This is a genomic window from Caballeronia sp. dw_19 (genome assembly GCF_018449515.1).
GTDB lineage: Bacteria > Pseudomonadota > Gammaproteobacteria > Burkholderiales > Burkholderiaceae > Caballeronia.
Map to the genome: position 1 here is coordinate 11,620 of NZ_JAAVUQ010000036.1, position 12,563 is coordinate 24,182.

General features: G+C 61.4%; 12 protein-coding genes. 4 read left to right on the top strand and 8 right to left on the bottom strand.

What is annotated here, in order from left to right; translation table 11 throughout:
- The first annotated feature begins 35 nt into the window (after window positions 1-35).
- The 4 genes from iolC to iolB are packed head-to-tail and all read left to right on the top strand — an operon-like array spanning window position 36 to window position 5,604.
- Window positions 36-2,030, top strand: coding sequence for a 5-dehydro-2-deoxygluconokinase (iolC, locus tag HB376_RS32215; RefSeq protein ID WP_213767710.1), 1,995 nt, complete (start codon window positions 36-38; stop codon window positions 2,028-2,030).
- Window positions 2,027-3,889 carry a 3D-(3,5/4)-trihydroxycyclohexane-1,2-dione acylhydrolase (decyclizing) gene (iolD, locus tag HB376_RS32220; RefSeq protein WP_255631678.1) on the top strand — a complete coding sequence of 621 codons (1,863 nt, stop codon included), beginning with the start codon at window positions 2,027-2,029 and terminating at the stop codon, window positions 3,887-3,889. Before iolC ends, iolD begins: the two co-directional genes overlap by 4 nt.
- 3 nt (window positions 3,890-3,892) lie before the next feature.
- A complete protein-coding gene (gene iolE / locus HB376_RS32225) occupies window positions 3,893-4,798 on the top strand; it encodes a myo-inosose-2 dehydratase (protein WP_213767712.1) in 906 nt (301 codons plus the stop codon).
- Window positions 4,795-5,604, top strand: coding sequence for a 5-deoxy-glucuronate isomerase (iolB, locus tag HB376_RS32230; RefSeq protein ID WP_213767713.1), 810 nt, complete (start codon window positions 4,795-4,797; stop codon window positions 5,602-5,604). The genes iolE and iolB overlap by 4 nt, the downstream gene beginning before the upstream one ends.
- A 14-nt stretch (window positions 5,605-5,618) precedes the next feature.
- On the opposite strand, the gene HB376_RS32235 is transcribed toward iolB, so the two are convergent.
- From HB376_RS32235 to HB376_RS32270, 8 genes are all read right to left on the bottom strand, one after another.
- On the bottom strand, window positions 5,619-6,323 hold the full coding sequence (locus HB376_RS32235) for an ABC transporter ATP-binding protein (RefSeq protein ID WP_213767714.1): 705 nt from the start codon (window positions 6,321-6,323) through the stop codon (window positions 5,619-5,621).
- The gene (locus HB376_RS32240) at window positions 6,320-7,060 is read right to left on the bottom strand and encodes an ABC transporter ATP-binding protein (protein ID WP_213767715.1); all 741 of its coding nucleotides are present in this window, start codon (window positions 7,058-7,060) and stop codon (window positions 6,320-6,322) included. Before HB376_RS32240 ends, HB376_RS32235 begins: the two co-directional genes overlap by 4 nt.
- Complete coding sequence (locus HB376_RS32245; RefSeq protein ID WP_213767716.1) at window positions 7,057-8,232, bottom strand: branched-chain amino acid ABC transporter permease; 1,176 nt, start codon at window positions 8,230-8,232, stop codon at window positions 7,057-7,059. Before HB376_RS32245 ends, HB376_RS32240 begins: the two co-directional genes overlap by 4 nt.
- Window positions 8,225-9,178: a branched-chain amino acid ABC transporter permease gene (locus tag HB376_RS32250; protein ID WP_346730621.1), complete on the bottom strand. Its 954-nt coding sequence runs from the start codon at window positions 9,176-9,178 to the stop codon at window positions 8,225-8,227. Before HB376_RS32250 ends, HB376_RS32245 begins: the two co-directional genes overlap by 8 nt.
- An 11-nt stretch (window positions 9,179-9,189) precedes the next feature.
- Complete coding sequence (locus tag HB376_RS32255) at window positions 9,190-9,645, bottom strand: thioesterase family protein (RefSeq protein WP_213767717.1); 456 nt, start codon at window positions 9,643-9,645, stop codon at window positions 9,190-9,192.
- 3 nt (window positions 9,646-9,648) lie between these two features.
- Window positions 9,649-10,803 (bottom strand): iron-containing alcohol dehydrogenase, encoded by a 1,155-nt coding sequence (locus tag HB376_RS32260; protein ID WP_213767718.1) that lies wholly within the window; start codon window positions 10,801-10,803, stop codon window positions 9,649-9,651.
- Between the two features lie 100 nt (window positions 10,804-10,903).
- Entirely contained in the window at window positions 10,904-11,434 is a 531-nt protein-coding gene (locus HB376_RS32265; RefSeq protein WP_213767719.1) for an NUDIX domain-containing protein, read from the bottom strand.
- A gap of 25 nt (window positions 11,435-11,459) precedes the next feature.
- The gene (locus HB376_RS32270) at window positions 11,460-12,494 is read right to left on the bottom strand and encodes a low specificity L-threonine aldolase (RefSeq protein ID WP_213767720.1); all 1,035 of its coding nucleotides are present in this window, start codon (window positions 12,492-12,494) and stop codon (window positions 11,460-11,462) included.
- Window positions 12,495-12,563 lie beyond the last annotated feature (69 nt).

Sequence of the window (12,563 nt, forward strand, 5' to 3'; positions counted from 1 at the left end):
CGGCGGTTTTCGTCATCTACAGAACAGGATCGAACATGGCATTGCAATCATCAACCGGATCGCGCTTCGCAACCGGGCGAACTCGCGACATCGTGTGCCTCGGGCGGCTCGCGGTCGATCTCTACGCGCAGCAAGTCGGCGCACGGCTCGAAGACGTGTCGAGCTTCGCGAAATATCTCGGCGGCTCGTCGGCGAATATTGCGTTCGGGTGCGCTCGGCTCGGCCTCAGATCGGCGATGCTTTCGCGCGTCGGCAACGACCACATGGGCCGTTTTCTCACCGAGACACTGGAGCGCGAGGGCTGCGATACCAGCCACGTGCGCATCGATCATGACCGGCTGACCGGCTTGGTGCTGCTCGGCATAGAAGACCGCGATACGTTCCCGCTCGTGTTTTACCGCGATGACTGCGCGGACATGGCCGTCGATGAAAACGACTTCGACGAGGCGTTCATCGCTTCATCGAAAGCGCTGCTGATTACGGGAACGCATTTCTCCACCGATCAGGTCAACCGCACGAGCCGTCGTGCGCTCGATTACGCGCGCCGCAACCAGGTTCGCACGGTGCTCGATATCGATTATCGGCCGGTACTTTGGGGACTCACCGGCAAGGCCGATGGCGAGACACGGTTCATCGCGAATGAAGGCGTGACCGCGCATCTGCAAAGCATCCTGCCGTTGATGGATCTTGTGATCGGCACCGAAGAAGAGTTTCGGATTGCTGGCGGCAAGGACACGATGATCGACGCACTCGCTGCCGTTCGCGCCGTAACAGACGCAATGCTGGTGGTCAAGCGCGGGCCGATGGGCTGCTCGATCATCGATGGCGACGTGCCGGTTTCCATCGACGATGCGCCGGTTTATCGCGGTGTTGAAGTGGAGGTGCTGAACGTGCTCGGCGCGGGCGATGCCTTCGCGTCCGGCTTCCTCGCCGGATGGTTAAGAGACGAATCGCTCGAAGTCTGCGCGCGCACGGCGAATGCGTGCGGTGGGCTTGTCGTATCGCGTCATGGTTGCGCGCCCGCCATGCCGACGCCCGCCGAACTCACCTACTTCCTCAATGCCGCGCAGGCCGACCCTATCCGCATGCGCAGGCCCGATCGCGACGCAACGCTCGCGCGTCTGCATCGTGTCACGCCAGCTCGAAAAACATGGGATGAAGTGCTCGGTTTTGCCTTCGATCATCGCAACCAGTTCTTCGATCTCGCGCAGCAAACCGGCGCAGATGAATCGCGCATTGCTGCGCTCAAAGCCTTATTCGTGGAGGCCGTGGCGCAAACGGAAAAAGAACGCGGCCTGGAAGGACGCATCGGTGTACTGATCGACGACCGCTACGGCCAAGATGCGTTGAACGCGGCGACGGGTCGTGGATGGTGGATCGGACGGCCCGTGGAATTGCCGGGCTCCATGCCGCTTGTCTTCGATCATGGCCGATCAATAGGCACGACGCTGATCGAGTGGCCACGTGAGCATGTGGCGAAGTGCCTGGTTCACTATCATCCCGATCATCCGCACGATCTCCGCCTTGAACAGGAAGCGCAGATTCGCGCGCTATACGACGCGGTTCAGGCCAGCGGGCACGAGTTATTGCTCGAAATCATCGTGCCGAAGAACGGTCCGCCGATCGAGGAAGATACAGCGTTGCGATCGTTGAAACGGCTTTATAACCTTGGCATCTATCCCGAGTGGTGGAAGCTCGAACCCATGAGCGCGGCGCAGTGGCAAGCTGTCGATGCACTGATTGCCGAGCGTGATCCGGCATGCCGCGGAGTCGTGCTGCTGGGCTTGTCCGCCGCTGTCGATCAACTGTGCGAGGGCTTCAAACCGGCGGCTTTATCGAAGACGTGCCGTGGATTCACCGTCGGCAGGACGATATTTCACGAGCCGAGTCACGCGTGGCTGGCGGGTTCCATCGACGACGCTGAACTCATCGCGCGGGTTCGACGGACGTTCGAAACGCTGATCGATGCATGGCGCGCGGCACGGACGAAGAACGCCACGCAAGCGCTTACGCAGGAGCAGGCAGCATGAACAGCACGCTTCGTTTAACCACCGCGCAAGCGCTGGTCCGCTATCTCGCCGCGCAGCAAACGCCGGACGGCGAGCCGCTGTTCGGCGGCGTCTTCGCGATCTTCGGGCATGGCAACGTGGCGGGTATTGGCGAGGCGTTGTACGCGCATCGCGAGACGTTGCCGACCTACCGCGCGCATAACGAGCAGGCGATGGCGCACGCGGCTATCGCCTATGCAAAGGCACATTTTCGACGCCGCATGATGGCGGTGACCACGTCCATTGGTCCGGGCGCGACCAACCTGGTGACCGCCGCCGCGCTCGCGCATGTGAACCGGTTGCCGGTGTTGTTGCTACCCGGCGATGTGTTCGTATCGCGCGCCCCCGATCCGGTCTTGCAGCAAGTAGAAGATTTCGCCGATGGCGGTATTTCCGCGAACGATGCATTGAAACCCGTCTCGCGTTACTTCGACCGCATCGTGCATCCGGCGCAATTGCTGACTGCGTTGCCGCGCGCCATGCGGGTGCTCACAGACGCCGCATTGTGCGGACCGGTGACCCTCGCGCTGCCGCAGGACGTGCAGGCGATGGCCTATGACTACCCCGCGTCGTTCTTCGAACCGCGTGTGGTTCCGTTCCACGCGCCCTCCCCGGTCGATGAAGAAATCGCGCAGGCCGCCGCTGCATTGCGCGCGGCTAAAAAGCCCTTGCTCGTGTCGGGCGGTGGCGTTCTCTACGGTCTCGCAACCGATGCATTGCGTTCTTTCTCCGAGCGCCACGGCATCCCCGTTGCCGAAACGCAAGCCGGAAAAAGTGCGCTCGCATGGGACCATCCGCTGAATCTTGGCGGTATCGGCGTGACGGGATCGGACGCGGCCAACGCACTCGCGCACGAAGCGGATTGTGTGCTCGCGGTCGGTACGCGGCTGCAGGATTTTACGACCGGATCGAACACGCTGTTCACACAGGCCAAGCTGGTTGGCATTAACGCAAATGCATTCGATGCCTTGAAACAAGGCGCTTTATCGGTCGAAGCCGATGCGCGTCTTGCCCTCGGTGCGTTAAGCGCAGCACTCGGTGACTGGCGCGCGTCGCCGCCGTGGACCGCGCGTGCGCATGAACTTGCCGATAGCTGGCGTGCCACCGTCGACCAGGTAACGAACGCGCATCAAGACGACAACACGTTGCCGCGCGAAGCCGACGTGATCGGTGCGGTGCAGCGCTCTAGCGCGCAATCGGCGGCGCATGACGTGGTGGTTTGCGCGGCAGGAACGTTACCCGCCGATCTGCAAAAACTATGGCGCACGAGCACACCGGGCGGTTATCACGTCGAATACGGCTACTCGTGCATGGGCTACGAGATCGCCGGCGGTCTCGGTGCGAAACTCGCGCGGCCGGCAAGTGAAGTGATCGTGATTGTCGGCGACGGCAGCTATCTGATGATGAACAGCGAGTTGGCTACGTCGGTGATGCTTGGGGCCAAACTGATCGTGGTACTGCTCGACAATCGCGGATACGGTTGCATCAACCGTTTGCAGCAAGCATGCGGCGGCGCTCCGTTCAATAACCTGATCGACGATTGCCGCCAGGGCCCCGAAGGCGCGCCCGTTATCGACTTCGCGATGCACGCACGCTCGCTCGGCGCGAGCGCTGAACATGTTGCGAATATCGATGAACTCGAAGCCGCGATGCAACGCGCCCGTGCCTCCACACGCTCGTATCTGATCAGCATCGACACCGATCCGGCACGTCCCACAGAAGAAGGCGGCTGGTGGTGGGAAGTGGCGGTGCCGGAAGTGTCATCGCGTGAAGCGGTGCGCTCGGCGCGCGCAAACTATGAACATGAAATCACGGCGCGTTCGAAGCGCACGAAGGAATAAGCGATGAGCACGTTCGATGTACGGATCGGCATCAATCCGCTGTCATGGATGAACGACGACCTGCCCTCGCTCGGCGGTGAGACCCCGCTAAGCGTGGCCCTGACCGAAGGCAAGCAGATCGGCTACGAAGGGTTTGAACTCGGCAACAAATTCCCCCGCGAACCGGAAGCGTTGAAAACGCTGCTCGCCGGCTATGACCTCGCGCTCGTCTCCGGCTGGTATTCCGGACGGCTCGCCGAGCGCAGCGCGGAAGACGAGATCGCGGCCGTGGGTCCGCATCTCGACCTGCTTGCAAAAAACGGCGCGACAGTCATGGTCTACGGTGAAGTCTCGGACTCTATCCAGGGCGCACCGCGACCGCTGTATCAGCGCCCGCGTTTTTTCTCCGATGATCGTTGGAACGAGTACGCAAACCGCCTCAACACATTCGCCGAATACACGCTTTCGCGCGGCGTCCGGGTGGCCTATCACCATCACATGGGCGCTTATGTCGAAACGCCTGCGGATGTCGATCGCCTGATGAGCCTCACCAACGAAGCCGTGGGCCTGCTCTTCGACGCCGGTCACATTACGTTCGCCGGCGGCGATCCGCTGACGGTTCTCAACAAGCACATCGCGCGGGTTTGCCATGTGCATTGCAAGGATGTCCGGCCAGAAATCATCAAGCTTGCCCGGAACCGGAACTGGAGCTTCCTGGAAGCGGTGATCAACGGCGCGTTCACCGTTCCCGGCGACGGCACGGTGGACTTTCCATCGATCATCGCCCGATTGAAGCAGCAGGGTTATCGCGGCTGGCTCGTGGTCGAAGCGGAGCAGGATCCCGTCATTGCCACCAGCTATGCGTATGCCGAGAAAGGCCACAAGACGCTGCGCGCGCTCGTCGATCAAACACTTCAGGAGGCAGCATGAGCCTGCTCGTCAAGGCATCGCGCGAAGGCCAGACCATCGCGCGCGTCACGCCCGAAACTGCTCTATGGAAACACGTGGGCTTCGCCGCCTATCGGCTGGAAACCGGCGACATCGTGCATGTGCATGAGGCGCAGCGTGAAGTGTGCATCGTCGTGTTGTCGGGGACGGTGAGCATAGAAGCCGGTGAGCATAAATGGGAGAAACTCGGCTCGCGCAACAGCGTGTTCGAGGACACCGCGCCCTACGCGGTTTATCTGCCGCCCAAGCTCGCCGCGACTATACGGGCGGATCGCGATGCGGAGATCGGTGTGGCGAGTGCGCCCGCTACGGGCAAGTATCCGGCACGGTTGATCGAGCCATCACAGATGACACGCTCAACCCGCGGCAAAGGTGCGAATACGCGTTACGTCTGCGATATTCTTCCGCAAACCGAACCCGCAGAAGGTTTGCTTGTAGTCGAGGTAAGGACGCCCGGTGGTCACGCTTCAAGCTACCCTCCGCACAAGCACGACACGGACAATGTGCCGATCGAGAGTTCGCTTGAGGAGACTTATTATCATCGGTTGAATCCGCCGCAAGGGTTTGCCTTCCAGCGCGTTTATACCGACGAACGCGATCTCGATGAAACCATGGCCGTTGAAGATCACGACGTCGTCATGGTGCCGCGCGGTTATCACCCTGTCGTGGTGCCGTATGGTTACGACAACTACTACCTGAACGTGATGGCCGGCGACAAACGGACCTGGCACTTTAAAAACGACCCGAAGCACGAATGGATCGTCGAGAGGGATAGCAAGGCTTCGTGACTTAACTTCGTCAGTTAACCGCCGACCGAGAGCCATTCGTTGATCACGCGCTCGTTCGCGGCAAGCGCGTCGGGCGTGTCGTCGAAGACAATCGCACCGTGACCCATGACGGCGACGCGCGTAGCCAGCTCACGCGCAATGCTCATGCGTTGTTCGATCAATAGAATCGCCACGCCTCGCTCCCGCAGCTTTTTCAAGCAGGAAGAGACTTGCACCACGACTTGTGGCGCAAGTCCTTCCGTCGGTTCATCGACGATCACGAACGATGGATCACCCATTAACGTCCGGGCAAGCGCCAGCATTTGCTGCTCGCCTCCCGACAACATCCCCGCCTTCACGGCCGCGCGTTCTTGCAACACAGGGAAAAGTTGCTCCGCGTCGCCGATGGTGAAACGTGATCCACCCCGCTTCATGCCGAGCTGAAGGTTTTCTCTCACGCTCAACGTCGGGAAAACATCGCGCTGTTCGGGCACGTAGCCCATGCCCATGCGGGCGATTGCATAAGGACGTTTCCCCAGCACCGATACCCCGCGAAAGTTCGCCACCCCTTGCGCGTGCACCAGTCCCATCAGTGCTTTGGCGAGCGTCGAACGCCCCGAACCGTTGCGTCCAGCCAAGGCCACGATCTCGCCTTCTCCTATACACAAACTCACGCCGTGCAGCACGTGACTTGTGCCATACCATGCATTCAGGCCGTCGATTTCAAGCAGTGTTGTCATGGCATTTCGCCGAGATACGCGGCGCGAACCATCGGGTCCGCAGCGATGTCAGCGGGCGTTCCCGTTGCGATAATCTGGCCTTGCACAAGCACTGAAATGCGGTCGGCGAGTGCAAACACCGCGTCCATATCGTGCTCCACGATCAGCAATGTTTTGCCCTGCGTTGTCTCGCGAATCAATGCGAGTGCACGAGCAGCTTCCGCGCGATTCATGCCTGCGGTGGGTTCATCGAGCAACAGCACGGATGCGCCTGTTGCAAGCGCAAGGCCCAGATCAAGCGCGCGTAACTCCGCATAGCTGAGGCGGGTGGCAAGTGCATCGCTACGATCAAGCAAGCCGATAGCAGCTATCACCCGATGTGTCTCCTCGTCGATCACGCGCGAACGGAACCATCGGTCCTTCCACGACGCCGTACGGGAACCGAGGACTGCGCAACGAACATTGTCGCGAACGGTTAGACCCGTGAACACGCTTGTTGTCTGGAAGCTGCGCGCAAGACCCTGGCGTCCCAGCCGATAAGCCGGCATTCCCGTCACGTCGACGCCGTTCAACGCGATGTGGCCGCTCGTCGGTTGCGTGCGCCCCGAGATCAGGTCGAACAACGTCGACTTGCCGGCGCCATTGGGACCGATCAACGCATGACGCTCGCCTTCACGAATGTTCAGATCGACGCCGCGAAGGATCTGCGTCGTGCCGAAACACTTCGTGATGTGCTTTAGTTCGAGCGCGGTGGTCATCGTGTGCTCCGGGCTTGCCGTGTGAATACAACGGCAAGTACAGCGCTGAAGAACGCACAGCCCCAGGGAACGGCATGGCGGCCATCGAGAAGGAAACCGGCGATGTGCGCCAAGCCGTCGCCATGACTATCGAATTGCAGCGCGTAGGCGAGTTCTATGGCAATGACGATTGCCAGCAGCCACGCGGCAAAAGCGCACAACGCGAACGCGATCGCCACGTAACCCTCGCGTGATCGTGCAGCGATAAATCCGGCCAAGCCCTTGGGCGCCACCACCACGACCCACACAAAAAACAGCCCAAGATAGGCCACCCACGCCGGCGATACATTAGCCACTGCCACGCTGAAAAACGTGAGCACCACGGCTCCCAACACCGGCCCAAAAAATTCTGCCGTCCCACCGATCACCGTTGCGATCAGCACGCTTCCCGAGCGCGCGAGCCCAACCCCTTCCGCCGATGCCAGTTCCACATTGATGAGCCCAAGGCCGCCCGCCATGCCCGCGAAAAACGCCGCTACGATGACCATCGCAAAGCGCACGCGACGCGGATCGAAGCCGATGGCCGCAGCACGCACGGGGTTATCGCGGACCGCGTTCGCCACCTGCACGAACGGCGTGCGCGAGAACACGAACATTGCGATACACGCCAGTACGCACCATCCGGCAATCAACGCATAAGCCTGGATCGAGGGCCCGAAGTTCAAGCCCAAAATGGCCGGACCGCTCGCCCGGTCGATGGGAATGCCACCTTCTCCGCCGAACCAACCGGGCACGAGCGATACACCCGCCGCAACCAGTTCGCCAATACCGAGCGTGATCATCGCGAATGTCGTGCCGGCGCGACGTGTTGAAAAGAAGCCGAACACAACACCCACAAGCGCCGCCGACACGCCACCAACCAACGGCAACAAAGGCAGCGGCACCGCGAATCGATTGAAGATCTGCGCAGCGGCGAACGCACCAAGACCCGCGTACACAGCATGACCAAAAGACAGCAACCCTGTCTCGCCAAGCAGCAGATTGAACGAGAGCGCAAACACGATCATGGTCGCGGTTTGCGCGAGATAGGCAAGCAGCCAGCTCTGCGATGTAAAGACCGGCGGCAACGCAAGACCCGCCACGAGCAGCAGCCACGGAAGCACCTGACGCAAAGAGAAAGGCGCGTTAAGCATCGTCGTCGCCACGCTGGCCAAACAGCCCGCGAGGACGCAGCGCGAGCATCGCGACAAGCAGCACATACGGCAGCACGGGCGCAATCTGCGCGACGCTCAACGACGCCCACGCAGGCGGCAACACAGCGCCGGCAAGCTGGGCGATACCACCAAGCGACAACGTCGTCCCGACGGCAAACGTCTGCACGCAGCCGATCAGAATAGATGCCACCAGCGCGCCGCCCACCGACCCCAGCCCACCGACTACCACGACAACAAACACGATAGGTCCGATGTTCTCGGCCATCGAAGGTTCGATGACAAACAACGGCGCACCGATCACACCGGCCAACGCCGCGAGCGCGGTGCCGCTCGCGAACACCAGCGTAAGCACACGAGGAACGTTGTGCCCAAGCGTCTCGACAGTCGCCGCATGCGTGAGTGAGGCCCTCACCACCAGCCCTATCCGCGAGACCCGCAGCACGGCGTACAAAGCCAGCAGCATCGCCAACGATATGCTCATCATGAATGCGCGATAACGCGGGAAAGCGGCGCCGTAAAACGTGAACAACGGGCCATCGAGAGCAGAAGGAATAACAGCGTTGATGGGCGCAAGACCCCATACAAGCTTCACCGCTTCAGCGATCAGATACGCTGCACCGAACGTCAGCAAAAGCTCGGCAAGCGCACCGCGCCTTTCAATCCGGCGCAATAAAAGCCGCTCGAACAACCCGCCCAGCGCGCCAACGAGCAGCGGTGAAACAACCAGCGCAAACCAGAAGCCCCCATGCGCCGCGAGCGCGTAACCCACATATGCGCCGAGCATATAAAAGCTCGCGTGAGCGAAGTTGAGCACGCCCATCATGCTGAAGATCAGCGTCAATCCCGCTGACAGCATGAACAGCAGCAACCCGACGCTCACTCCATTCAGAAGGTTGATCGAGAACCACTGAACGAACGAGGTCACGTTACGCGAACCTACCCGGTGACAACGGTGACAACGCTGACGAGCGGCTTGAGCGCCGCGACGAGCGTCTCGGGCAAGGCAACCGGACGGCGCGTATCGCGATCGACATAAACGTGCACAAAATACCCTTGCGCCGCGGGTCGCTCGGAACCCGCGCTGAAGATGCCCACTTCGTAGCGCACGCTCGTGGACCCGATCTGGGCCACGCGCAGACCGGCATCGATACGTTCTGGAAACGCCAGCGAAGCGAAGTAGCTGCAATGCGTTTCCACCACGAGCCCGATCGTCTTGCCCGCCTCCAGATCGAGCGCGCCGTGCCGGATCAGATACTCGTTCACGACCGTATCGAAGTAGCTGTAATACACCACGTTGTTCACGTGGCCGTAGAGATCGTTATCGGACCAGCGCGTATTGATCGACAGGAAATGCGGATAATCCGCGCGCGTCGTCGGGACAGGGCGGCTCATGAATCAGAACGACTCCTGCAGCATCCGCCGATAATCGTCCGCACTCGCCTCGCGCGGATTGGTCTTGTGACAATGATCGGCAAGCGCACCCTTGATCACCTTGTCGAACATGTCCTGCTCGACACCCATTTGCGACAGGCGGGTCGGCAGGCCGAGACGCTCGGTCATGTCGTGGACGGCCTGAGCGATATCAGCATCGGCGGCGAGATTCATCACGCGGCGCATCCGTGCAAAACGCTTGTCGGCCACCACGCTCGGCGCGCTTTCGTTGAAGCGCAGTACGGCCGGAAGAACAACCGCATTCAGCGTGCCGTGATGCAGCCCGGTGCGCCCGTTCACGACCAAACCTCCCAGCGGATGCGAGAGCGAATGCACGCAGCCCAGACCCTTCTGGAACGCCATGGCGCCCTGCATCGACGCACTCATCATGTTCAGGCGCGCATCGCGGTCCTGGCCATCGTGCGTCGCCCGCTCGATAGACGCCCACGCGCGCTCAAGCCCATCCAGCGCGATGCCATCGGCCGGCGGATTGAACGCCGGGGCGAGAAACGTTTCGATGCAATGCGCGATCGCGTCCATGCCGGTTGCAGCGGTAAGCATGGGCGGCAAGCCCAGCGTCAGCGACGGATCGCAAACGGCCGACTTGGGTAGCAGATGCCACGAGTGGAAGCCGAGCTTGCGGCCATCGTCGAGAATAATGATCGCCCCGCGCGCCACTTCGCTGCCGGTGCCCGAGGTGGTCGGCACAGCAATCAGCGGTGCGGCCTCAGCGGTGATCTTGTTGCTGCCGCCTTCGATGGTCGCGTACTCCGTCAGCGTCCCCGGATGGGTCGCCATGATCGCGACGCCCTTCGCCAGATCGATGGACGAACCGCCGCCCACGGCGATCAGGCCATCGCAGCCTTCGCTTTTGTAGAGCGCGGCGGCTTTCATCACCATCGCTTCAGTAGGATTCGACGGGGTCTCATCGAAGATGGGAACAGCGCCCGCATCCAGGTTCAGCGCCTGCACGGTTTGCGACACCAGCCCCGCGGCCAGGACGCCTTTGTCCGTGATGATCAGCGGCCGCTTGATGCCGACGCGCGTGCATTCGCTGTCGAGCATAGCGAGTGCGTCGTAACCGAGGTGGATGTGGGTAACGTAGAAAATGAAGGCCATGACGAGTGTCCGCGGTTGAGTGAGGCGTCAGGCATGTTAGGAGTCCGGCGGGAGTCCGTCAATCCGCGCGGACGCATGGTTCGTGCGGGCTTGACGGATGCTACTGCCCCGGCCGGTCCACATATTCCACGGCCAGGCCGCGACGGCGCATCCATTCGGCCACGGCATGGCCGGTTCCCGCGCGCCACGGCCTGAGCTTCGCCGGCTCGACCAGACGATATTCGAGCAATTCCGGCGACAGGCTGATGCTCCCGTTCGCCTTCACGTGATACGCGATGATCAGCTCGTTCTTGCGGATGAATTCGTACACGCCGACCAGTTCCACCGACTGCGCGACCAGCGACGTTTCTTCAAGCACTTCCCGCGCGATGCCTTCCTCGGGCGTCTCGCCGTTCTCGAGAAAACCCGTGATCAGCGCGAACATGCCCTCGACCCACGCTGCATTGCGCGCGAGCAGGATCTTGCCCTCGTACTCCACGATTGCCGCGACCACCGGCAGCGGATTGTTCCAGTGCACGAAGCCGCATTCCGGGTCCGGACACGCGAGTCGCACGCGCCCGCCTTCGTGGCTTTCGTCGGTGCGTTCGACCAGCTGGTTGGCATCGCGTGGACAGAATTGGTATTCGATCATGGTGTGATTCCGGAGACTCGAAAAGTCAGTGGACCGAGCAAAGCGCGCGGATCTCGGCGGCGAACTGTTCCACCGTTTCCGGCAGCGTGTCCCACGCACACATCAGCCGGCAGCCGCCCGATCCGATGAACTGATAAAACTTCCAGCCCTTGTTACGCAGCGCTTGCGCAACAGCCGGCGGCAGCTCGGCGAACACCGCGTTCCCTTGCGGCTTGAACATCACCTTCACGCCTTCTATGCCTTCCAGCCGCGCGGCCATCAATTGCGCCATTGCGTTTGCATGGCGTGCGTTGCGCAGCCAGACATCGTTATTGAGCAAGCCGAGCCACGGCGCCGAGATAAACCGCATCTTCGACGCCAGTTGCCCCGCCTGTTTCAGCCGATACGCAAAGTCGACGGCCAGCGCCTTATCGAAGAAAATCACTGCCTCGCCGACCGGCAGGCCGTTCTTCGTGCCGCCGAAACACAGCACGTCGACACCCGCGCGCCACGTGATTTCCGACGGATGCACATTCAGCGACGCAACCGCGTTCGCAAACCGTGCGCCGTCCATGTGGACCTTCAAATGACGGCGTTTCGCGATCGCTGCGATCGCGCGGACTTCTTCCACGCTGTAGACGGTGCCCACTTCGGTGGACTGCGTCAGCGTGACGACCTTGGGCTTCGGATAGTGAATGTCAGCGCGACGCGTGACAATGGCTTCAATAGCATCCGGCGTAAGCTTTCCGTCGATACCCGGCGCCGTCAGCAATTTCGAACCGCCCGAGAAGAATTCGGGGCCGCCGCATTCATCGGTTTCGATGTGCGCGAGCTCGTGGCAAATCACTGAGTGATACGACTGGCAGAGCGATGCGAGCGCCAGTGAATTGGCCGCCGTGCCGTTGAAGACGAAGAAGACTTCGCAGTCGGTCTGAAACAGGTCGCGGATGCGGTCGCACACGCCTTGAGTCCAGGAATCGTCGCCGTAGGCCGGCTCGTGGCCGCTGTTATTGGCTTCGATCAGCGCGGCGAGCGCTTCGGGGCAGATGCCGGCGTAGTTGTCGGAGGCGAAATGTTGCATGCGGTCAGGGTGGCCAAGGCGAAGGTGAGTGTGGCCGTCATTTTAACGTTTCGAGCGTGAACACGCGGA